Consider the following 20,643-nt stretch of genomic DNA (forward strand, 5'->3'; position numbering starts at 1 on the left):
CCCGCATGCCGGCGCCGCCTCGACCGCCGCGCCGCGCCGCCCGCGCCGCCCGCGTCGTGCCGCGCCGCCCCGACCGCCGTCCTGGCGGGACGCAGGGGCTTCCCTCAGCCCTCCCCGTCGCAGAGACCGATGAACGCCCCGAGTTCCTCCAGTGCGGCCGGGGTGGAGGGCATGTGCTCGGTCAGCCGCGGGGACCTGACGACGACGGCGCGCCACTGCCCCCGCGAGACCGCGACGTTCACGCGGTTGCGATCGAGCAGGAACCCGATGCCGCGGGGTGCCTCCGCGGCGGAGGACGCCGTCATGGTGACGACCACGATCACGGCCTGCTGACCCTGGAACCGGTCCACCGTTCCCACCCGGACGTCCCCCAACCCGGCCGCCCGCAGGGCCTGCAGGGTGAGCTGCACCTGGGCGTTGTACGGGGCGACCACCAGGATGTCCTCCTGCGCGAGCGGGCGCGGGACGGCGCCCGGCTCCGGGGTCCAGGCCAGACCGAGGTGGCGCCGCACCTGGGTGACGACCTCCGCTGCCTCCTGGGCCGAGGCCGTCGCGTTGCCCTCGTGGTCGACGACGACGCATTCGATGCCTGGCCGCTCTCCCTCCAGGTGCCGCCCGCGCGCCGCCGTGGCCGTGGTCAGCCTGCCGTCGTACGCGAAGACCGACACCGCGTGGCACAGGTCCGGATGCATGCGCCAGGTGTCCGCGAGGAAGTAGCCGAACTGCCCGGGCAGCGTCGCGTGTCCGACGGACAGCCAGCCGAGGGCGGATGCGTCGACCGGCTCCGGGTGGGTGCCCTGGGTGACCTGGGGGAGCTGCTGCGGGTCACCCAGGAGCAGGAGCCTGCGTGCGGCGCGGGCCACGGCCATCGTGTTCGCGAGCGAGAACTGTCCCGCCTCGTCGATGACCAGCAGGTCGAGGGACCGCGGCGGCACCCTGCTCCCGGTCATCGTCCAGGCCGTCCCCCCGACCAGGCAGCCGCCGGCTCCGCCGATCAGGCGCGCGACGTCGTCGTCGGACCGTTGCGTCCAGGGGGTGTCCGGCGTCTCGGTGCGCTTGGCCACCTGGTCGGCGGGGACGCCGGCCTCGACGGCACGGCGCAGCAGGTTCTCGACGACGGCGTGCGACTGCGCGACGACGCCCACCTTCCATCCGCTGCGCACCAGGCGCGCGATGACGTCCGCCCCGACGTGGGTCTTGCCGGTGCCGGGCGGACCCTGCACGGCGAGATACGAGTCCTGGAGGAGGTGGAGGGCGGCGGTGATGGCCTCGGCATACCCGTCACCGTGCGGCGGTGCCGTGGGCAGTTCGGCGCCGCCGGCGAGGCGTGGGGGGAGGCGCCGGAGGAGGTCGAGCGCGGGATCAGCGGGCAGGTCGGGGAGCGACCGGCCCACGCGGTCCGCGAGGTCCATCAGGGCGTCCTGGATCGACCTCGTCATGAGCGGCTGGTCGGGGGCCAGCGCCAGGGGCAGCTCGGGACGCTCCGGTGCTCCTCGCCGTAGCTTCTCCCTGAGCACCACTGTCGCGACGCCGTCCGCGTCCTCGGACAGCTCCATCACCTCGACGCCGAACCAGCCGCCGCGCCCGGTGCCTCCGGTGTCGATGCTGTCCGCATCGGACGGGACGGGCGCGTCGTAGATCGCGAAGTAGGTGGAGCCCTCACGGATGTCGGCGCCCGCCGTCAGGGTCCCGGTCGCCTTGAGCAGCCGGACGGGGTTCGAGCGGGATGTCGGTTTCGCCCAGTCCTGCACCACCTCGAGCGTGCAGAAGACCAGCACGTCACGCGCGTCGTCCCAGGTGTGGGCGGGGGAGGCGAGCCGGTCGAAATGGGACCACCAGAACTGCTTCCGCTCCCGGCGGTGATATCCGACGGCGGCCGCGACGAGCGCGATGGCCTGCTGCTCCGTGTCCTTCCCCGGAGCGGCCGGCAGGTCGGCGAGGTACGCCAGCAGCCGGGCCTCCTCGGGAGCGGGTCCGTGGGCGGGGTGCTCCGCGGCGTCGGGCGCAGCGGAGGTGGCCGCAGGTGAGGTGGGTCCCGCGGCGTCGTGCGGGGAGGTGGACGACGTCTCGGGCGCGTGGAGGTGCGCACCGTCGGGCGTGTCGGCGCGGGCCGTCTCCGGTCCACGGGGGTGCGGCCCGGCCCCGTGCCGCAGCCCGAGCGAGAGCAGCCAGTCCCGGAGCCCGAGCGTCGAGAGGCAGTCGTAACGGTTGTAGTCGGTGATGCCGGCGAGGATCTCCGCCGCAGCGGCGCTGTCCCCGGCGTCGCGCGCGGCGCAGTAGGCGGCATAGGCGACGACCGACGCCCCGGCATCGGTCACGTCCCCGGAGCGTAGGGTGCCGCCCATGTAGAGGGGCTCGAGCTTCTTGAGGCTGTAGGAGCGCTCGGAGATGCGGAGGCTGTGGCGCACGGTGTCGTAGAGGTCCACGAGGACGCCTTCGCGGAGCAGCGTGTCCACGGCGTCCTCGCCGATCACGTGGACGAGGGACAGCCGCCGCAGGGCGCTCTTCTCGTAGGCCGCGTAGTGGTAGACGTGCAGGTCCGGGTACCGCACGCGGCGCTGCCGGACGTACTCGAGGAACCGGACGAACGCCGTGCGCTCCTCAGCACGGCTGTGGGCCCAGAAGGGACGGAAGGGAGGCTCGCCGTCGTCGTCCGTGGGTTGCTCGACGACGCCGAACAGGTATTCGATGCCCCAGCTGCCGTCGCCGGGATCCTGCCAGAGGGGATCGCCCTCGAAGTCGAAGAAGATGTCGCCGGGGCTCGGCGCGGGCAGGGCCCGCAGCGTGTGCCGGGGGAGGACACGGTAGGACAGCGTGCGCTCGGCGCCTCCGGCATCGCGGTAGGTGACGCCCCCGTCCACCGCGATTTCGCCCACCTGCAGGCGCGCCTGCTCCTGCAGCCGCGTCAGGGCGGTGTCCTCCGGGCGGTCGGGCAGCGCGGCGAGGTCGTCAATCGTGGAGATGCCCTCGCCGTGGAGCCGTGCCCGGCGGTCGGTGGTCATCCCGGCCACCAGCAGCAGGTCCCGTGATGCCAGCACCTGCTCGGCGCAGTAGTCGCACCGCCCGCACGCCGCGACTCCCGACGCGCCCCAGGCCACGGGGTCCGGCTGCCCCCGGTGGCCGTGCACGAGCTCGAGGAAGCGGGTGCGGCGCTCGCGGAACACGGGCAGCAGATCGGGCAGCCGATGGGTGCTGCGGCTGCGGTCACCGAGGACCAGCGTCACCCCGTCCGCCGTCGGGATGCCCGCCGCCTGCAGCTGGTCGCCGTACGCCGCGAGCTGCAGCAGGGCGCCGACCTTGGCGTGGCGGGCGAGCTTGGTGTCCCAGACGGCGTACGCGCCGTCGTCCTGCCGGACGAGGAAGTCCGAACGCCCGTGGAACACGCCGTCGAAGAACGCCGCCTGGAACACGACGGCCGCGCCGGAGCGCAGGGCGTGGAGCGACTCCTCGTGCTTGGCCGCCAGGGTGGCGCGGTCCATGGATGCGGCCGGTTCGACGTCGTACACGCCCGACACGTTGCCCGGTGACCACAGCCCGTGCTCGGCGACCAGCTCGTCGAGGACCCGGTGCTCGTGCACGTCCCCGAGGGCGGCGGCGCGCTGCAGCATCTCGTCCACGGGGAACTGTGCCCGTGGGGTCCGTCCCAGCTTCTCGTCGAGGATGCGCAGGAGCCGGTACGCGCACTCCGACGCCGTGACGAGGTCCGTCGCCGAGAACACGAGGTCGGGGGAGGTCGCGTCCGAGCCGCCATCGGCGTCGAGCAGGAACATGGGCCGCTGATCCTTTCGTCGTGGTGCCGGGAAGAGCAGCAGTCCATCACGGGCCGCCGACGATCCTGTGACCGTGGTCATGGGGCGTCCGGCCCGGCAGGCGGTGCCGGGAGCAGCCGACCGTGCAGCCGACAGTCGAGGATACCCGGCAGGGCCGCATGACGGCCTCTTCGAGGAACCCCGGCGCGCAGGGCCGCCGCCGGGGCGGGGAGCGCCGGGCACGCGGGCCCGCCGAGGGTCTGGGAGAATTGGAGGCACCGACCACCGACCGACCAGGAGCCCCATGAACCCCCGCACGCTTTTCCGCACCGTCGCCGTCGCGGAGGCGGTGACCTGGGCCTTCCTGCTGCTGGGCATGTTCCTCAAGTACGTCTCGCGGACCACCGAGGCGGTCGTTCCTCCGGCGGGTGCCGTGCACGGTTTCGTGTTCCTCTGCTTCGTGGCGACGACCGTCTTCATCTGGGTCAACCAGCGCTGGTCGGTGGTGACGGGGCTGCTGGGTCTCGCCTCGGCGGTCGTCCCGTTCGCGACCATCCCGTACGAGCGGTGGATCGAGCGCCGCGGACAGCTCGCCGGGTCCTGGCGTCTCGCCCCGGGAGCCGAGACGCCCCGCACCCCCGTGGAGCGGCTCCAGGCGTGGGTGCTGCGCAGTCCGCTCGTCGCGCTGCTGGTCGCCGTCGTCGGGATCTCCGTGGTCTTCAGCGTGCTGCTGATCGTCGGCCCTCCCGGATCCCCGAGCTGAGGCACGCATGAGCGACCTGCGGAACACCACGGACGACGAGCGGTTCTTCCTCCACAGCGGCCGCCGCTGGCGGAAGACCGATCCCTCGCTGCCGGACGATGTGAAGGCGCGCCTGATGTCCCACCTCGGACGCGGACGCTCGGGCGTGCGCAACAGTGCCAAGGGCGACGACGGCGCTGCCCTGCCTCGCGCGCGGCGCACCGTCCAGCTCGCGAAGGAAGGACTCGGCGAGCGGGGGACGCCCTGGTGGGAGCAGTCGGCGGCCGAACGCACCGCGCGGTGGACCGCCGCCCTGCAGGAGCTGGACCGCATGCACCCGAAGAAGCCCGGCGGCACCGCCGACCGTCCGGCGGAGGATGCACCCGGCGATGACTGACGGGGTCACGGACCCCGAGCTGCGGGCCGAGATCCTGAGGATCGCCGCGCAGCGGGGCGGCGGGAAGACGCTGTGCCCGTCCGAGGCCGCGCGCGGTATCGGCGGGGACCGGTGGCGCGACCTGATGCCCGCCGCGCGGCGCATCGCGTTCGACCTGGCCGGCGAGGGGCTCGTCCATGTCACCCAGCACGGCGAGCCGGTGGCCCCGGACGCGCGCGGCCCGATCCGCATCCGCTGGATCGACGGCGGGGCTGCGACAACGGACGATACCGGGGCCGCGACGACGGACGACGGCGCCTCGGGGGAAGCGCCGTCGTCCGGGTGATGCTCGTGCCCCGCAGTCGGGGTGGTGCTCAGCTGTCCGTCAGTGTCAGTCCGGTACCCGTCCATTCGACCGGTTCCGCGTGCATCGACCGGTAGGTCACCGCGGCGTCCCAGCTGTGGAACAGGAGGTAGGCCTGACCGTCGGGAGCGGTGGCCAGGTCCTGTCCGCCCGGGCCGATGTAGCGGTCGCCGCCGAAGGAGTCCGACGTGAGGAAGGGCTCCGGCGCCTTCTCCCACGGCCCCTCGAGCGCCGGGGCCGAGGCCTGGCCCACGTTGTAGGACCGTCCGCCGTAGTCGTTGCTGGAGTAGAGCAGCACGTACCCGCCGTCACGCGGCACGACGGTCGGGGCCTCGACGAGGTTGCCCTCCCAAGGGAGGTCCTGCTTGATGAGTTTCTGCGTCGGTCCGGCGAGTGACAGACCGTCCGCCGTGAGCGGCGCCGTCTGGATCCAGGTGTCCTTGTCGCAGCAGTTGCCGTCGTTCTTCCACACCAGGTTGAGGCCCTCGTCCGTCACGAAGGTGCTGGCGTCGATGGCCCCGCCCTCGTCCTCGGGGCAGACCAGCATCGCGTCCCCCGCGACCGTGAACGGCCCCGCAGGGTCCGTGGCCGTGGCCACGCCGATGCACTGCACCGTGGGGTCGAAATTGGTGCTGGTGAAGTAGAGGACGAACTGTCCTTCCGCCACCTCGGTCACCTCGGGCGCCCAGGTCTTGCCCGGGATGATCCACGAGGGGAGCTCCGGCAGCGCGTCGGCGTCGAGCTGTTCCCACTCGAGGAGGTCCGTGGACGTCGCCACCTGGACGTTCTTGCGGTTCCCCTCCGTCGCGTAGGCGTAATAGGTGTCACCGACCTGGAGGATGTCCGGATCGGCGAACTCCTCGTCCAGCACCCTGGTGGAGTTCTGCTCCGCTGCCGGGGGCTCGGTCTCCGATGCCTCCGACGGCTCCGACGGGGCACAGCCGGCGGTCGCCGCGGCAAGCGCGGCGACAGCCAGCAGGGCGAGCAGGCGGCCCGGGAGCGGACGACTCACCCCTTCACCCCGGATCGGGAGACGCCTTCGATGATGAAGCGCTGGAGGAAGACGAACAGGGCGAGCACCGGCACGCTGGCGATCACGGCGCCAGCCATCAGGAGGTCGTAGCGGACGGCGTTGGCCGACTGCAGCGTGGACAGGCCCGGCGGCAGGGTCTGCACCTCGGGCGTGAACAGCACGTAGACCGGCCACAGGAAGTCGTTCCAGTTACCGAGGAACGCCAGCAGCGCCAGGGTGGCCATGGCCGGCTTCGCGAGCGGCAGGATGATGCGCGTGAACATCTGGAAGCGGTTCGCGCCGTCGATCCGCGCAGCCTCCTCGAGGTCGTCCGGCAGGGAGATGAAGAACTGCCGCATGAAGAACACGCCGAACGCGGAGGCCGCCGTCGGCACGATGATCGCGACGAGCGAGTTCAGCCAGCCGAGGTCGCTGACGAGCAGGTAGTTCGGGATCACGAGGATCACCGGGGGGACCAGCAGCGTCGCGACGATGACCGCGAAGACGATCTTCTTGCCACGGAAGTTCATCCGGGCCAGCGGGTACGCGGCCAGGGAGGCCGTCACGACGACGAGCGCCGAGTGGATGATCGCAGCCACCATGCTGTTGAAGAACCACCGCAGCACCGGGGTGTTGGTCCCTGGGGCGAGGAGCGTCCGGTACGCCTCGAGGGAGAACGGGTTGGGGATCCACGACGGCGGGATGGACGTCGCATCGGGCCGCGTCTTGAACGAGGTGACGATCATGAAGATCACCGGGCTGATGAAGATCAGCGCCACCACCGCGAGGAGGACGATCTTCGCGAGGGTGCCGAGCCTGAGCTTGCGCGCCGGTTTCGCCGACGGGTCGCCGGTTCGGGTGGTGCGGGTTTCGACAGTCGAGCTCATCGGCCATCCTTCCGTTCACGGAACAGCCAGAAGACCAGGAGGCTCAGGGCTATGAGGAAGAGGGTCAGCACGTAGCTCATGGCGGCCGCGCTGCCCATCTGGAAGTTGCGGAGTCCCGTGTCCGCGATCTGGTAGATCGCCGTGCGGGTCTCCCTGCCCGGTCCGCCCTGCGTCATGAGGTAGGACTGGCCGAACATGTTCACGGACGCGATCAGCGTCGTGAGGGCCACGAAGGACAGGACCGGGCGGAGCCCGGGGATGGTGATGTTGACGAACTGCTGCCAGGCGCTGGCGCCGTCCATCCGGGCCGCCTCGTAGAGCTCCGAGGGGATGTCCTGGAGGCCGGCAAGGTAGATGACGGCGTTGAAACCGAGGGTCCACCACACGGTCACACCGACGAGGGCCACCCAGGCGGCCGGGGTCGAGGTGGTCCAGGCGATGTCGCTCGGCAGGCCGACCAGTCCCATGTAGTAGTTGACCAGGCCGATGTTGTTGTCGAGCAGGTAGCGCCACAGGACGCCGATGACCGCGACGCCCAGGACGTAGGGCGCGAAGTAGACGGCCCGGAAGAAGTTGCGGCCGGGGAACTTTTTGGCCATGAGCAGTGCCACCGCGAGCGGGATGGTGAGCAGGAGCGGCACGCTGAACAGGGTGAAGATGCCGGTGGCCTGCATCGCCCCCCAGAAGTTGGCGAACTGCCTGGAATCGGGTGTGAACAGCTCGACGTAGTTCTGGAGACCCACGAACGGCTTGAGCGGCCGCGTGTAGTCCCAGGTGTGCAGGCTGATCCAGGCACCGAAGACGATGGGCACCAGGACGAACGCGATGAACAGGACGAGATACGGGGCCAGGAACAGCCACGGCGTTGCGGCGGCCTGCTTGCGGATCCCGCGGGACGACGACGTCCCCGACGGGCGGGGTGCCCCCTTCCGTGAGGGGGCACCCCCTTCTTGCTGCTTCAGCGTGGTCATGGTTCTTACTCTCCGAACGACGCTTTGTTCTCTTCCATGAGGGTCGAGGCATTGTCCGCTGCCTCGGTCATGGCGTCCTCGGGTGATTCCTCGCCGAGGACCGCCTTGTTGACGCCGACCTCGAGGGTCTCCGTCTGGACCTGACCGATACCGGGGACCGGCGGCAGGAACCGCATGGAATCGATGTCCTCGGCGATGGCCTCCTGCGGCATGCCTTCGAGGGCACCCTCCGCGCGGACCGATTCACGGGCGGGGATCATGCCGGAGCCGGCCCACTCGGCCGAGTTCTCGCTCATCCAGGCGATGAACACCTTGGCGGCGTTGGCCTTGTCCGGATCGGGCTGTGCCTGGCGGGGCAGGAAGAAGTTGTGCGAGCTGGCCCAGACGGCCTTCTCGTCGAAGATCGTGGGGATCGGCGCCGAGGCGTAGGACATGCCTGACGCCTCGAGGTCGTTGAGCTGCCAGATGCCGTCCCAGGTGATCGACGTCTCGCCGTTCTTGAATGCGACGTACTGCGAGTCGATCGCGACGTTGGAGGGGCTGTACCCGTCCTCGACGATGCCGCGCTGCCAGTCGATGGCCTCGAGGCCCTCGGGGGAGGCGAAGTTGGCCTTGGAGGCCTCGGCGTCGTACGGCTCGTTGCCGTTCTGCCACTGGAGGGAGAGGTTCATCAGGTGGCTCGGCCAGAGCGACGGCATCCAGAACGGGGTGTCGTAGCCCGCAGCCTGCAGCTTCTTGAGCGCGTCCTCGAAGGACGCCGCATCGGTGGGGGCCTCGGTGATGCCGGCCTTCTCGAAGTGCTCCGTGTTGTAGTACATGGCCAGGGAGTGGACATCCAGGGGGATGCCGAACCGCTCGTCCTGGTAGACGCCGGCGTCCCAGACTTCCTGGGTGAAGTCGTCGCCCGTCAGTTCCAGCGTGTCCGTGAGGTCGTCGACCGGCACGATGACATTGCGTGCGGCCATCGAGGACAACTGGTCCAGGTGCATGGCGCCCACGTCGGGGCCTTCGCCTGCGGTGACGGCTGCCGGGAGGCGCTGGTAGAAGTCCGCCCACTGCATGGTGTTGGAGCTGACCTTGATGTTCTCGTGCTCGGCGTTGAACTCCTCGATCATGGTCTCCATGAACGGGCCGTCACCACCGGTGAAGCCGTTCCAGAAGGAGAGCTCGACCGCGGGACCGTCGTATTCGCCGGTGAATTCACTGGCGGCCTGCTCGCTGCCGGAACCGCCGCAGGCGGTCAGGCCGAGCAGTGCGACGGCGCCCAAGGCTGTTGCTGCCCGCAGGCGTCCGCGCAGGGATCGCTTCGGATGGTTCATGGTGTCCTCCTCGTTGAAAACGTTGCGCACTTCCAGGTGAGTGGCTCAGCGTGTGACCGAGCTTACAGCGCTGTAAAATTGGTGTCCAGCGATTTGTCGCACGGAGTTCCGGCCCGGCACGGCGCCCACTGGGCTCCGATTTAGACTGGGATCGACCCGAGGAGACCCAGATGAAGAAAGTCCGACTTGCGGATGTGGCCGACGTGGCCGGCGTGTCGATGAAGACGGTGTCGAACGTCGTCCACAACTACCCGCACGTCACGCCCGAGATGCGCCGGAAGGTGCAGCAGGCGATCGACGAACTGGGGTACAAGCCCAATCTGACGGCGCGACGCCTGGCGACGGGCAAGACCGGCATGATCGCCCTCGCGATCCCGGAGATCGACCACCCGTACTTCTCCGAACTCTCGCGGTACATCGCGGAGGAGGCCAGCCGCCTGGGCTACCGCGTCATCGTGGAGCAGACGCTGAGCAATCCGGAGGCGGAGCGGGCGGTGCTGGGCGACCGCGAGGCGGGCCTCGTGGACGGCGTCATCTTCCACCCCGTGCGGATGCAGTCCATCGAGGTCGCCCGGCTGCAGCGCGACGTCCCGGTGGTGCTCCTCGGGGAGTCGACCATGCCCGTCACCGCCGACCACGTCATGATCGACAACGTGGTGGCGGCGCAGGAGGGCGTGCGGCACCTCGTGGGCGAGGGGAGGCGCCGCATCGCGTTCCTCGGTGTGGTCTCGGGGGACACCACGGGATCCACGGACCAGCGGCTCCTCGGGTACCAGCAGGGCCTCGTCGACGCGAAGATGCCCCTCGACCCGGGCCTGGTGCTGTCGGTGTCCGACTTCACGCCGGAGGAGAGTGCCCGGGCAGTGGCCCACGCCCTCGCCTCCGGCCTCGCGTTCGACGGCCTCATCTGCCGCGACGACAGGTTCGCGACCGGCGCGCTGTTCGCACTGCGGCAGGCCGGCGTCCAGGTGCCCCGCGACGTCGCCGTCGTCGGGTGGGACGACACCGAGCTCGGTCGGTGGGCCACCCCGCCGCTGACCTCCATCGCACCGGACAAGCGCGAACTCGCGGCCACGGCCCTGGAGCTGCTGCGCGAGCGGATCGACGGCTACCACGGCGTGGGGCGGCACCGCATCGTCTCCCACGCGCTGACGATCCGCGAGAGCGCGCCCCTCGGAGCCCCCGCCCTCATACCCCGATAAAAGGCTTTACAGCGCTGCAAAAATGGGACAAGATATCGGCATGCCGAATCCAGAAGCGTTGACAGCCAGTACCCAGGACGGGACCTACCCGCGGCCCCAGCTCCTCCGCCGCCGATGGATGGATCTTGGCGGCCGGTGGGACTTCAGCCACGACGACGACGACGCGGGCGAAGCGGATCGCTGGTTCTCCGCCGGTGCGCCGTTCCCCCTCACCATCACCGTCCCGTACCCGCCCGAGTCCGCGATGTCGGGTGTGCACGAGACCGGTTTCCACCCGGTGGTCTGGTACCGCCGGACGATCACGCAGGCGGACATCGACGAGAGCGGTCGCTCGGGTGAGGGTGACCGGCTGCTCCTCCACTTCGGCGCGGTGGACTACCGGGCGACGGTCTGGATCAACGGGCAGCTCGTCGGCTCCCACGAGGGCGGCCAGAGCCCCTTCTCGTTCGACGTGACCAGCCACGCCGTCACGGGCGAGGACCTCGTCCTCGTCGTCCGGGCCGAGGACGACCCGCACGACGTCGCCCAGCCCCGCGGCAAGCAGGACTGGCTCGAGGATCCGCACGTCATCTGGTACCACCGCACCACCGGCATCTGGCAGCCCGTCTGGCTGGAGTCCGTCCCGGCGTCGTTCATCGAGGCCGTGACCTGGGAGCCGGACGTCCCGAACGGCTCCGCCCGCCTCGAGCTCGCGATCTCGCCGCAGCGCGTCGACGCCCTGACCGTGCGGGTGGACCTGAGCTTCGACGGCCAGCCACTGGGTACCTATTCGACGTCGGCCGCCCAGTCCCGCGTGGTGATGGACTGCGTGATCCCGCACCAGGCCAACGGCCAGGCCTACGAATCGCTGCTGTGGTCCCCGGACCATCCCCGCCTGATCGACGCGACCGTCACCCTGCTCGACGCCGACGGTTCCCCGGTGGACGAGGTGTGGTCCTACTTCGGCCTGCGCAGCGTCGGGACCGCCGGACGCCACTTCCTCCTCAACGACCGCCCCTTCTACGTGCGGTCGGTGCTCGAGCAGGGCTACTGGCCGGAATCGCTCCTCGCCGCACCGGACGCCGCCGCGCTGCGCGAGGAGGTCCAGCTCATCAAGGACCTCGGCTTCAATGCCGCCCGCCTGCACGAGAAGGTGGAGGACCCCCGGTTCCTCTACTGGGCGGACCGCCTCGGCCTCCTGGTCTGGGGGGAGATGGGCAGCACCTTCGAGTTCTCGCCGACCGCGATGGAGCGCGTGGCCCGGGAATGGGCGAGCGTCGTCCAGCGGGACCGGTCCCACCCGTGCATCGTGACCTGGGTTCCCCTCAACGAGAGCTGGGGCGTCCAGCAGATCTCCCACAGTCCGGCACAGAAGCACTTCGCCCAGGCCATGTACCACCTGACGAAGGCCCTCGACGCGTCCCGCCCGGTCATCTCCAACGACGGCTGGGAGCACGTGGAGTCGGACATCTTCACCATCCACGACTACGCGACGACGTACGACGACCTCCACGCGAACTACCGTGACCTGCCGACCTTCCAGTCGCTCGTCGACGGCGTCGGGCCCGCCGGGCGCCGCCTGAGCGTCCTGCCGGGCCTGCCGCGGACCGAGCCGGTCATGGTGTCCGAGTTCGGGGGGATCCTCTACGCGCCGAACAGTCCCATCGAGACGTGGGGCTATTCCACCGCCGAGTCTGGCGAGGACTTCGCACGGCGCCTGGAGGCGCTGTTCACGGCCCTCCAGGACAGCCCCTTCCTGTCAGGGTTCTGCTACACCCAGCTGACCGACACCCTGCAGGAGGCGAACGGCCTCACGGACGAGAACCGGAAGCCCAAGCTGCCGGTGGCGGAGATCCGGAAGATCGTGATGGGCAAGGCCTGGAGGCCCGAGCATGTCTGATCCCACCGGCACGCACGGGTCCGTCGCGTCCCGGATCCCCGACGGAGCGTCGCCCGAGGCGGCCGCCGCCGTCGAAGGGCTGTACACCCGCGGCGTGATCGCCCAGCAGGGTGCGTTCACGCGCGAGTGGGCGGCGGAGATGCGCGAGGACATCGACGCGGCCCTCGCCGAGGCGCTCGCGCGGCCGGACGGCGCCGTGGGACGGGGACCGAAGCGGTACTACGTCGAGATCCACCCCGAGCAGCTGCGCGGCTGGGTGGACCTCGTGGACCACCCGTGGGTGCGCATGGTGTGCGAGTCCGTCCTCGGGCCGGACTACGAGATCGTGGAGCTCGGGTTCGACGTCCCGGGCCCCGGCGCCGTCAACCAGCCGTGGCACCGCGACTTCCCGATGCCGGAGGAGACGCGGGAGACCGGACGTCTGACGTCGCTGGCGTTCAACCTCACCGCCGTCGACACCGAGGAGGACATGGGCCCCTTCGAGGTCGCTCCCGGCACGCAATGGGATCTTCCCGAGGGCTTCGACCACGAGATGTTCCCGCCGAAGTCGGCGTACGCGCGGTACGAGGGTCTCGCCGAGCGCAAGTACCCGAGGATGGGCGACATCTCCGCCCGGTCCGCGCTGACGATCCACCGCGGCACGAAGAACGAGTCGCAGAAATCCCGGCCCGTCCTGGTGCTCGGGGTGGACGCTCCCGGCGCGGGCAACGCCGAACACCACGCCATGGCCGTGACGAAGCCCTTCTACGACGCCCTGCCCGAGCGGGTCCGCCGCCACGTGGTCTGCCCCGTGGTGGACACCCTGGTGCCGATCACGCAGAAGCACTCCATCGAGGGCCTCATGATGGGCGAGGCCTGAGCGTCCACCCTGCAGGTTCCATGAACGACGGCGGCGGCACCCGGGTGGGTGCCGCCGCCGTCGTGTGTGCGGGGGACAGGGCTCGGAGGAGCTACTTCCGCGCGAGCTCCGGGTGGTGGAGCTCGGTGACATCGGGATGTGCCCGCACCCTGCCCTTCAGCACGTTGGAGCCGTAGGAGGACAGCATCGGGTTCTCGGGGTCGTCCGAGATGCCCCGGGCGGTGGCCCGCAGGTCCTCGGTCAGGGGGACCGGCTCGATCACGGCGTCGAGGCGCGGGGACCAGAAGAACGGGACGGCGTAGCGGTCCACGCCCGGCGCGGGTGCGGTGACGCGGTGGATGGTGGCCGCGAGGTAGCCCTCGGTGGCGACCTCGAGCATCTCGCCGAGGTTCACCACGAGCGCCCCGGGGATCGGTGTGACCGGGACCCACTCGTCGGCACCGTGGGGGAGGACCTCGAGGCCGCCCACCTGGTCCTGCAGGAGGAGGGTCACGAACCCGTAGTCGGCGTGGGCGCCCACGCCCTGCGAGCCGGCTCCCTCGACGACGCCGCCGACGTAGTGCACGAGCTTGGCCATCCAGGCCGGGGTGCCCTCGAAGGGTTCGGCGAAGTAGTCCTCGGGGAGGTGGAGGGCGACGGCGATCGCCGAGAGGAGCTCGGCGCCGACGCGCGACATCAGCGCCGCCCACGCCATGGCCTGCTCCTCGAGCTCGGGCAGCGCGGTGCGGGGCCAGAGGTTGGGGCCCTGCAGGAGCCAGTACGGCTCGTCGGCGGGGTAGTCCGCCAGGGGCTCCCGCTCGGGGGAGAAGTCGATCTGCTCGCGGGCGTCGGGACGGCCGCGCGTGATCTCGGTGCCGAGGCCGGCGTAGCCGCGGAAGTGCGGCGAGGACCGGTTGTGGATCCGGAGGCGCTCCTCCAGGGGGAGGTCGAAGAAGCGCCGGGTGACGTCGAAGAGATCGTCCGCCTGCGTGGGGGTGGCGCCGTAGTTGATGATGTGGAAGAAGCCGACGGTGTGGGCGGCGTCGCGCAGTTCCTCGATGAAGCCGGGGGTGAAGGATCCATCGGCGGAACGGGCGGTGCTGAGGTCAAGGGTTGGGATCGATCCCGGGGACTGCTGCATGCGCAGCAGACTACGCCCGGTGGAAAACCGGCCCTGCCTTTGCGTTACGCCGTGTTGCGGCCGGCCCCGTCAGCCCCGTCGGTGCCGTCATCACTGCCTGTCCCGTCGGTCTCGTCCGCTCCGGGCTCGCTCACGCCCGCCAGCGCGCGGACGGCGCGCAGGCCGACGTCGGATCCCTTCCAGTGCCGGACCAGTGCCTCCGGGCCAGCGGTCCGCACCACCGCCCGCAGGGTGACGGCGATCACGACGACGTCGTCCGCGTAGCCGATCACGGGCAGGAAGTCCGGCACGAGGTCGATCGGCACCACGAGGTAGACCGCGAGGAGGCCGAGCAGGACGCGCGTCCGCACCGGGACCGAACGGTCCGCGGCGAGGCGGCGGATGAGACCGACGAGGTCCGGGCCCAGGCGCAGCGCGTCCCGCAGCGAGATGACGTCCGGATGCCGCCGTGCATAGACGGCGAGGCAGGCGAGGAGGAACGCATAGGCGGCCAGGAGCCCGACGGCGATCTCGAGGACCGGTGCCCAGTCCATGGCTCCCCTCCCCGTCGTCCTGCCCCGGGTGGGCAGGTTCCGACGGTAACGCCTTCCGACGGTAACGCCGCGGGGGCCGGAGCGGCCAGCCGTCAGGGGGCGCACGCACCAGCACCCGAGCCTCGCGATCTGACGACTCCTCCTGCACACGGGGCCGGCCGGCATGCAGCCTGCGGAAGGACCTTATAGGTTGGAGAGGTACCGAGCATCCACCAGGAAGGCACCATCCCATGATCTTCATCGTCGTCAAATTCACCGTGAAGCCCGAGTGGAGTGACCGCTGGATCGACCTGACGCGGGACTTCACGGAGGCCACGCGCCGGGAGCCGGGCAACCTCTGGTTCGACTGGTCCCGCAGCGTCGAGGACCCCCACCAGTTCGTGCTCGTCGAGGCGTTCCAGGACGACGCCGCGGAGGCGCACGTGAGCAGCGACCACTTCACCCAGGCGATGCAGGACATGCCGCAGGCACTCGTGAAGACCCCGGAGATCATCAGCGAACGGATCGGCGCCGAGGGCTGGGGCCAGATGGGCGAGCTCACCGTCGCCTAGCGCTTCGGCAGAGCGTTCGTCGGGCGTAAGCCCGGTACCCGTGCCGCCGGCCCTAGCGCCGACCGGGCTCCCCGGTGTGCCTGTCCGGCGTACGTCGGGGCCGATCAGGCGTTCGCCGGCGCACCTGCCCGGCGTACGTCGAGCGCCTGTTCCAGGATGAAATCGTCCTCGAAGCGGTCGCCCAGCCGGAAGCGCTTGGTTCCGACGCGCCGGAAACCATGCTTCGTGTAGAACCGGAGGGCGCGCGCATTCTCCTGGTTCACGCCGAGCCATATCCCCGGCAGTCCGGACCCTGCGGCAAGCTCGAGGGTCCGCCGCATCAGGGCCGCGGCGGCGCCGCGTCCGTGCTGGTCGGGGTGGACGTAGAACTTGCTGAGTTCCACGGTGGGGGAGATCGAGAGTGCGGCGAGCACGTCCGGATCCGTGGGCTGCTCCAGCACCACCATGCTCCAGCCACGGATGCGGTCGCCTTCGCGCAGGCAGAGGATGGTGTGGTGCGGGGCTTCGATGTACGCGGTGAAGCGTTCGGCGGAGAGTTGGGTCGCGATGTGCCGGGCGATGTCCTCGGGCAGCGAATCTGCCGGACAGGCCAGGGGGAAGGTGACGGCCGCGACGGCGGCGAGCTGTGCGGCGTCGGCGACGGTCGCCGTCGTGATCGTGACGGGCGTGCGGGTGGCGGGCTCGGTGCCCGGGCCCGTGCCGGCGTCGGCACCGCCCGTGCTGTCCATCGTCCTGTCACGCGTCATGTCCATGGGCCCGCCCGCGGTCCTGTCGATGCTCATGAAGCCAATGTAGGCCGAACGGCAGCGGGACGCTGACCAGGAGGCCCGCGTCCCGCTGCGGTGGAGGCCGGACACCCAGGGAAACCCCGGGACCCACATCGCGCTACTGGTCGAAGACCGGCTCGCCGTTGCGGGTGAGCTTCCAGTTCTCCTCGAAGAAGGCAGCCGGGTCGATGGTGCCCTCGGTGGTCAGGTAGTCGATCAGCAGCTGCCGGATCTCCGTGGTCTGGTTCACGAGCACTGGAGCCGTGGCGATGTGCGGGAAGTTGCCGCCACCGGACTGCCGGTAGTTGTTCGTGGCCACCGCGAAGCGCTGCGCCGGATCGATCGGCGCCCCGTTGTAGCTGAGGCCCACGATGCGCTGGCCGACAGGCTTGCTGATGTCGATGTCGTAGGAGACGCCGGACATCATGTCGTAGTTGTAGTCCGGGGTGCCTGCCGCGTTGGTCAGTGTCGCCGGGTCCACGGCGGCATCGGGAGCGGTCTGGTTGAAGTACGTCGCCGAGTACTCGAGGTAGTCCTTGACCTGGGCGCCCGTCATCTCGACCCCGAAGAGGGTGTTCGGGAAGACGTACAGGCCTGCCATGTCGCGGATGGTGACGGGCCCTTCGGGGATCACAGCGGCACGGTTGAAGGGTGCCACGATCGAGAGGACCGGGAGGTCGGCGTCCGGCGTGCCGTCGAGTGCCTTGTCCACCGCGTCCGCCTGGACCGTGTTCACGAAGTCCATGACGGCCGTGTCGCGGAAACGGGCATCTGCGGCGGACATGGTGTCGGTCGCACTGCCGATCGCCGTGTTCACATAGTCGATCGTGCGCCGGTGCTGGTCGGCAGCGATGGCCGAGATGGCTGGATCTGCGGGCACGGTGTTGGTGTTGAGCAGTTCGGCGTCCGCCGATGTGACGTCCCACTGGCCGCGGACCTTCGTCAGCTCGAAGTCCATCACCGAGAGCCGCATGCCCCAGTTCTTCGGCTCGGTGAGCAGTACCTGCTCGCCTGTCTGCTGGTTGGTGACGAACCGCTCCGGAATCTCCTGATGCTCGTGCCCGGCGAGGATGGCATCGATCCCGGGGACCTGCTCGGCGATCAGGGTGGAGGCGTTCTCGACCGGCAGGGCATCGCCGTAGGAGGACGTGCCGGAGGGACCGGAGTGCGAGCTGACGACGACGACGTCGGCGCCGGCGGACTTCATCTCCGGGACATACTTCCGGGCCTGCTCCACCATGCCCTCGAAGCGCAGCTCATCCTCGACGTTGTTCTTGTCCCAGATGGCGCTGCCCGGCGTGGTGAGTCCGAGGATGCCGACCCGGACGGGCTTCTGCCCCTTGAGCCTGACCGTCTTGATGACGTACGGCGTGAAGGCGTCCTCGCCGGTGGTCCAGTCCTTGACGTTCGCCCCGAGGAGGGGGAAGTCCAACTGGTCCTCGAACGTGCGCAGGAGCGGCAGGCCGTAGTTGAACTCGTGATTGCCGAGCGTGGTGGCGTCGTAGCCCATGGCGTTCATCGCGGCGGCCATGGGGTGGGTCTCGCCGGTCTCGGTCACGGGCTCCACGTTGGCGAAGTAGTCGGTCAGGGCCGTTCCCTGGAGGGTGTCCCCGTTGTCGATGAGGAGGGTCGACTCCTCACCGCGGTCCGCACGGACCTGGTTGACGAGCGTGGAGACCTTGGCGAGTCCGACGTCGTTGTGCGCGGCGTCGTCGTACTCGGCGTCGGTGAAGTAGTCCCAGTTCTCGATGTAGCCGTGGAGATCGCTGGTGCCCATGACCGTGATGGTGGTCGTGGCGTCCCTGGGGCCCTTGGCTCCGCCGGGTGCGGCGGATGCTGCGGGTGCGAGGCCGAGTGCTGCGATGCAGCCGACGGCGACGACCGCGGCGACGCGGCGATGCCCCGTGGTGAAAGGTTGTGACACGTAGAATCAGCTCCTGTTGGTGGTGCGGTGGCGACAGCGTATCGGTGACGGGTGACACACTGGTGACGGCGGTATTGCCCGAGGTGAACGGTGCCCGGCGGTCCCGCCGGAGCAGCGCCGGCGGTCGTCCGGCAGGAGCAGATCGACGAGGATCATGATGACAACCGATACAGAACAGCAGGACGCCTACCGCGAGGACATCCTGGGGGCGGACTACGAGGTGCGGACGCTGTCCCTGCGTCCCGACGAGGAGGGCGACGTCGTCGCGACGCTCGTGCGCCGCACCGTCCCCGCCGGCTCGCGCCGGGCAGTCCTCTACGTGCACGGCTTCGTGGACTACTTCTTCCAGACCCACCTCGCCGACGCCTGGCTGGCCGCCGGCTTCGACTTCTACGCGCTGGACCTCCGGAAGTACGGGCGGTCCGTCCGCGAGCACCAGACGCCGAACTACATCACGTCACTGGACGCGTACGACGAAGAGCTCGACGAGGCGGCGCGCATCATCCGCGAGGACGAGGGCCACGACGTCCTCGTGGTCATGGGTCACTCCACGGGCGGCCTGGTCACGTCCCTGTGGGCGCACCGCCGTCGCGGACAGGGGATCGTCGATGCCCTCGTCCTCAACAGTCCCTGGTTCGACCTCAACGCGAGCCTGTTCCAGCGCACCCTCGGCACCGCGGCGGTGCACCGCCTCGGGACGCGCCGGCCGCGTGCCGTCGTCGGGAAGCTCGGCACCGCGTACGGCCGGTACCTGCACCGGGCCTCGGGAGGTGAATGGGACTACGACCTGGCGTGGAAGCCCCACGGAGGCTTCCCCGTCGTCGCCGGCTGGCTGCGCGCCATCCGCCACGGGCATGCTGAACTGAACCGTGGCCTCGCGATCGACTGCCCCGTGCTGGTCGCGTGCTCGGACGCCACCTCGAATCCCGTGAAGGAGCCCGCGCGTATCTCCTCGACCGACGTCGTGCTCGACGTCGCGCACATCGCCGGACGGGCGCCGAAGCTCGGCAGGCTCGTCACCCTCGTGCGCATCGCGGGCGGCATCCACGACCTCGCGCTCTCGCCGGAGCCGGCCCGGGCGCAGTTCTTCGAAGAAGTCGAGCGCTGGCAGGAGGCCTACGTCCCGGGTGCCGACCAGGGGTGACGAGGCCGTCCGGGGCCCCTGCGCCTGGCGTCACCCGAGCCACAAGTAAGCATGCTTAGTAGTAGGCTGGACTCTTCGGGCAGGGCCTTCGTCCTGTCCCTCGACGAAGGGATCCACCATGACCACAGGCGACACGCCCCAGCCGCATCACGGCACGACGGCGCCGGCAGGCAAGGGCGAGTCCCACACGCGGGCGGGCGCCATCTGGACGGCGGTCATCGCAGCCCTCGTGCTCCTCGTGCTCCTGATCGTGTTCTTCCTGCAGAACGATGCTCCGGTCCTCGTGACGTTCTTCGGCCTCGAGGGATCCATCGCGCTCGGTCTCGCACTGCTCATCGCGGCGGTCGGCGGCGGCGCCGTGGTGGCACTCATCGGCGCGGTCCGCATCATCCAGCTCCGGACGGCGGCACGGCGCAACCGCCGCTGAGCGAAGGGGCTTGGCGCCCCCGTTGAACGAAGGCACCAGACGGCTCCTGCCGCCGAGTGAAGGGGCGTAGCCCCCGCTGCACGAAGGGATCGAACGGCTTCTGCCATTGAGCGAAGGGGCGTGGCCGCCGCTGAACAAAAGCATTTGGCGGTTCATGCCGTTGAACGAATGTACGCAACGGCTCCTGCCGCTGAACGAAGGAGCCTAGCCGTCGCCCGCCGCGACGTCGTAGGTCAGGACGGCGAACTGCCCCTGCTGCTCGACGGACCGCAGCGTCAGCCGGTCCGATTCGACGCGCAGGGGCAGCAGCGGCGCGCCCGCCGTCAGCGCCACGGGCGCGACCGCGATCCGGATCTCGTCGAGCAGGCCTGCCGCGAGGAACTGCCCCGCAAGGTCGCCGCCGCCGACGATCCAGATGTCCCGCGGCCCCGCCGCTTCGCGCAGGTGCCCGAACACCGGCCGGACGTCCCCGGAGACCAGCCGCACGTCCGCGCCCTCCGGGACAGGCAGTTCCCTGCTCGTGAAGACGAAGGTAGGACGGTCGCCGTAGAGCGCACCCCACTTGGCCGGCTCCTCCAGGAGCCGCTCGAAGGCCAGCACCCATTCGTACGTCGTCGAGCCCTCCACCAGCACGCCTACGCTGTCGAGGAACCGCTCGTACTCCTCCGGGGGAGGGGGTTCGACGGCGAAAAGCCACTCCAGCGAATTCTGTTCGTCCGCGATGAAGCCGTTGAGGGTGGTGGCGGTATAGAAGACGACGCGGGTCATGGGCCATTCCACCACGCAGTCCGCGCCCTCGTAAGGGGCCGACGTTCCA

Annotated in this window: 19 protein-coding genes; 9 read left to right on the forward strand and 10 right to left on the reverse strand. The window is 70.0% G+C overall.

Annotated elements, in window-relative coordinates; genetic code table 11:
- Nucleotides 1-104 precede the first annotated feature (104 nt).
- Entirely contained in the window at nucleotides 105-3,770 is a 3,666-nt protein-coding gene (locus tag MWM45_RS02980) for a TM0106 family RecB-like putative nuclease (RefSeq protein WP_247829118.1), read from the reverse strand.
- A 283-nt stretch (nucleotides 3,771-4,053) separates the two neighbouring features.
- Between MWM45_RS02980 and MWM45_RS02985 the strand changes: the two genes are divergently transcribed.
- Genes MWM45_RS02985 through MWM45_RS02995 form a run of 3 tightly spaced genes read left to right on the forward strand, consistent with a single transcriptional unit; the run spans nucleotide 4,054 to nucleotide 5,213 of the window.
- On the forward strand, nucleotides 4,054-4,512 hold the full coding sequence (locus MWM45_RS02985; RefSeq protein WP_247828062.1) for a DUF3817 domain-containing protein: 459 nt from the start codon (nucleotides 4,054-4,056) through the stop codon (nucleotides 4,510-4,512).
- A 7-nt stretch (nucleotides 4,513-4,519) separates the two neighbouring features.
- Entirely contained in the window at nucleotides 4,520-4,888 is a 369-nt protein-coding gene (locus MWM45_RS02990) for a 2-polyprenylphenol hydroxylase (RefSeq protein WP_247828063.1), read from the forward strand.
- Nucleotides 4,881-5,213, forward strand: coding sequence for a DUF3253 domain-containing protein (locus tag MWM45_RS02995; protein WP_247828064.1), 333 nt, complete (start codon nucleotides 4,881-4,883; stop codon nucleotides 5,211-5,213). The genes MWM45_RS02990 and MWM45_RS02995 overlap by 8 nt, the downstream gene beginning before the upstream one ends.
- A gap of 28 nt (nucleotides 5,214-5,241) precedes the next feature.
- On the opposite strand, the gene MWM45_RS03000 is transcribed toward MWM45_RS02995, so the two are convergent.
- Genes MWM45_RS03000 through MWM45_RS03015 form a run of 4 tightly spaced genes read right to left on the reverse strand, consistent with a single transcriptional unit; the run spans nucleotide 5,242 to nucleotide 9,420 of the window.
- A complete protein-coding gene (locus tag MWM45_RS03000) occupies nucleotides 5,242-6,243 on the reverse strand; it encodes a glycoside hydrolase family 43 protein (protein ID WP_247828065.1) in 1,002 nt (333 codons plus the stop codon).
- Complete coding sequence (locus MWM45_RS03005; protein WP_247828066.1) at nucleotides 6,240-7,130, reverse strand: carbohydrate ABC transporter permease; 891 nt, start codon at nucleotides 7,128-7,130, stop codon at nucleotides 6,240-6,242. The genes MWM45_RS03000 and MWM45_RS03005 overlap by 4 nt, the downstream gene beginning before the upstream one ends.
- The gene (locus tag MWM45_RS03010; protein ID WP_247828067.1) at nucleotides 7,127-8,101 is read right to left on the reverse strand and encodes a carbohydrate ABC transporter permease; all 975 of its coding nucleotides are present in this window, start codon (nucleotides 8,099-8,101) and stop codon (nucleotides 7,127-7,129) included. Before MWM45_RS03010 ends, MWM45_RS03005 begins: the two co-directional genes overlap by 4 nt.
- Before the next feature lie 5 nt (nucleotides 8,102-8,106).
- Nucleotides 8,107-9,420, reverse strand: coding sequence for an ABC transporter substrate-binding protein (locus tag MWM45_RS03015; protein ID WP_247828068.1), 1,314 nt, complete (start codon nucleotides 9,418-9,420; stop codon nucleotides 8,107-8,109).
- Between the two features lie 170 nt (nucleotides 9,421-9,590).
- Here MWM45_RS03015 and MWM45_RS03020 point away from each other — a divergent pair, with 170 nt between their 5' ends.
- From MWM45_RS03020 to MWM45_RS03030, 3 genes are read left to right on the forward strand one after another with little or no spacing between them, the layout of a single operon-like run.
- A complete protein-coding gene (locus tag MWM45_RS03020) occupies nucleotides 9,591-10,622 on the forward strand; it encodes a LacI family DNA-binding transcriptional regulator (RefSeq protein ID WP_247828069.1) in 1,032 nt (343 codons plus the stop codon).
- 40 nt (nucleotides 10,623-10,662) lie between these two features.
- Nucleotides 10,663-12,501, forward strand: a complete 1,839-nt coding sequence (locus MWM45_RS03025; RefSeq protein WP_247828070.1) for a glycoside hydrolase family 2 protein — start codon at nucleotides 10,663-10,665, stop codon at nucleotides 12,499-12,501.
- The gene (locus MWM45_RS03030) at nucleotides 12,494-13,360 is read left to right on the forward strand and encodes a phytanoyl-CoA dioxygenase family protein (RefSeq protein WP_247828071.1); all 867 of its coding nucleotides are present in this window, start codon (nucleotides 12,494-12,496) and stop codon (nucleotides 13,358-13,360) included. Before MWM45_RS03025 ends, MWM45_RS03030 begins: the two co-directional genes overlap by 8 nt.
- 91 nt (nucleotides 13,361-13,451) lie before the next feature.
- Here MWM45_RS03030 and MWM45_RS03035 read toward each other — a convergent pair whose 3' ends face one another.
- Together MWM45_RS03035 and MWM45_RS03040 are read right to left on the reverse strand one after the other, a co-directional pair.
- Nucleotides 13,452-14,480 (reverse strand): isopenicillin N synthase family dioxygenase, encoded by a 1,029-nt coding sequence (locus tag MWM45_RS03035; RefSeq protein ID WP_247828072.1) that lies wholly within the window; start codon nucleotides 14,478-14,480, stop codon nucleotides 13,452-13,454.
- A 44-nt stretch (nucleotides 14,481-14,524) separates the two neighbouring features.
- Nucleotides 14,525-15,013, reverse strand: a complete 489-nt coding sequence (locus MWM45_RS03040; protein WP_247828073.1) for a YkvA family protein — start codon at nucleotides 15,011-15,013, stop codon at nucleotides 14,525-14,527.
- A gap of 230 nt (nucleotides 15,014-15,243) precedes the next feature.
- Here MWM45_RS03040 and MWM45_RS03045 point away from each other — a divergent pair, with 230 nt between their 5' ends.
- Nucleotides 15,244-15,564 carry a putative quinol monooxygenase gene (locus tag MWM45_RS03045; protein WP_247828074.1) on the forward strand — a complete coding sequence of 107 codons (321 nt, stop codon included), beginning with the start codon at nucleotides 15,244-15,246 and terminating at the stop codon, nucleotides 15,562-15,564.
- A 104-nt stretch (nucleotides 15,565-15,668) separates the two neighbouring features.
- Here MWM45_RS03045 and MWM45_RS03050 read toward each other — a convergent pair whose 3' ends face one another.
- Both MWM45_RS03050 and MWM45_RS03055 read right to left on the reverse strand, forming a co-directional pair.
- Nucleotides 15,669-16,346, reverse strand: coding sequence for a GNAT family N-acetyltransferase (locus MWM45_RS03050; RefSeq protein WP_247828075.1), 678 nt, complete (start codon nucleotides 16,344-16,346; stop codon nucleotides 15,669-15,671).
- Nucleotides 16,347-16,449: 103 nt separating this feature from the next.
- Entirely contained in the window at nucleotides 16,450-18,255 is a 1,806-nt protein-coding gene (locus MWM45_RS03055) for a bifunctional metallophosphatase/5'-nucleotidase (RefSeq protein ID WP_247828076.1), read from the reverse strand.
- Nucleotides 18,256-18,409: 154 nt separating this feature from the next.
- Here MWM45_RS03055 and MWM45_RS03060 point away from each other — a divergent pair, with 154 nt between their 5' ends.
- Entirely contained in the window at nucleotides 18,410-19,399 is a 990-nt protein-coding gene (locus MWM45_RS03060) for an alpha/beta hydrolase (protein WP_247828077.1), read from the forward strand.
- A 118-nt stretch (nucleotides 19,400-19,517) separates the two neighbouring features.
- Entirely contained in the window at nucleotides 19,518-19,826 is a 309-nt protein-coding gene (locus MWM45_RS03065) for a lipopolysaccharide assembly protein LapA domain-containing protein (protein WP_082046225.1), read from the forward strand.
- 204 nt (nucleotides 19,827-20,030) lie between these two features.
- On the opposite strand, the gene MWM45_RS03070 is transcribed toward MWM45_RS03065, so the two are convergent.
- Nucleotides 20,031-20,594: a dihydrofolate reductase family protein gene (locus MWM45_RS03070; RefSeq protein WP_247828078.1), complete on the reverse strand. Its 564-nt coding sequence runs from the start codon at nucleotides 20,592-20,594 to the stop codon at nucleotides 20,031-20,033.
- Between the last annotated feature and the right edge of the window lie 49 nt (nucleotides 20,595-20,643).

Source organism: Arthrobacter antioxidans (assembly GCF_023100725.1).
GTDB classification, from domain to species: Bacteria; Actinomycetota; Actinomycetes; order Actinomycetales; family Micrococcaceae; genus Arthrobacter_D; species Arthrobacter_D antioxidans.

Coding starts and splice junctions, on each gene's coding strand:
- MWM45_RS02980 (WP_247829118.1), bottom strand. CDS start 3,770: ATGTTCCTGCTCGACGCCGATGGCGGCTCGGACGCGACCTCCCCCGAC.
- MWM45_RS02985 (WP_247828062.1), top strand. CDS start 4,054: ATGAACCCCCGCACGCTTTTCCGCACCGTCGCCGTCGCGGAGGCGGTG.
- MWM45_RS02990 (WP_247828063.1), top strand. CDS start 4,520: ATGAGCGACCTGCGGAACACCACGGACGACGAGCGGTTCTTCCTCCAC.
- MWM45_RS02995 (WP_247828064.1), top strand. CDS start 4,881: ATGACTGACGGGGTCACGGACCCCGAGCTGCGGGCCGAGATCCTGAGG.
- MWM45_RS03005 (WP_247828066.1), bottom strand. CDS start 7,130: ATGAGCTCGACTGTCGAAACCCGCACCACCCGAACCGGCGACCCGTCG.
- MWM45_RS03010 (WP_247828067.1), bottom strand. CDS start 8,101: ATGACCACGCTGAAGCAGCAAGAAGGGGGTGCCCCCTCACGGAAGGGG.
- MWM45_RS03015 (WP_247828068.1), bottom strand. CDS start 9,420: ATGAACCATCCGAAGCGATCCCTGCGCGGACGCCTGCGGGCAGCAACA.
- MWM45_RS03020 (WP_247828069.1), top strand. CDS start 9,591: ATGAAGAAAGTCCGACTTGCGGATGTGGCCGACGTGGCCGGCGTGTCG.
- MWM45_RS03025 (WP_247828070.1), top strand. CDS start 10,663: ATGCCGAATCCAGAAGCGTTGACAGCCAGTACCCAGGACGGGACCTAC.
- MWM45_RS03030 (WP_247828071.1), top strand. CDS start 12,494: ATGTCTGATCCCACCGGCACGCACGGGTCCGTCGCGTCCCGGATCCCC.
- MWM45_RS03035 (WP_247828072.1), bottom strand. CDS start 14,480: ATGCAGCAGTCCCCGGGATCGATCCCAACCCTTGACCTCAGCACCGCC.
- MWM45_RS03040 (WP_247828073.1), bottom strand. CDS start 15,013: ATGGACTGGGCACCGGTCCTCGAGATCGCCGTCGGGCTCCTGGCCGCC.
- MWM45_RS03045 (WP_247828074.1), top strand. CDS start 15,244: ATGATCTTCATCGTCGTCAAATTCACCGTGAAGCCCGAGTGGAGTGAC.
- MWM45_RS03050 (WP_247828075.1), bottom strand. CDS start 16,346: ATGAGCATCGACAGGACCGCGGGCGGGCCCATGGACATGACGCGTGAC.
- MWM45_RS03060 (WP_247828077.1), top strand. CDS start 18,410: ATGATGACAACCGATACAGAACAGCAGGACGCCTACCGCGAGGACATC.
- MWM45_RS03065 (WP_082046225.1), top strand. CDS start 19,518: ATGACCACAGGCGACACGCCCCAGCCGCATCACGGCACGACGGCGCCG.
- MWM45_RS03070 (WP_247828078.1), bottom strand. CDS start 20,594: ATGACCCGCGTCGTCTTCTATACCGCCACCACCCTCAACGGCTTCATC.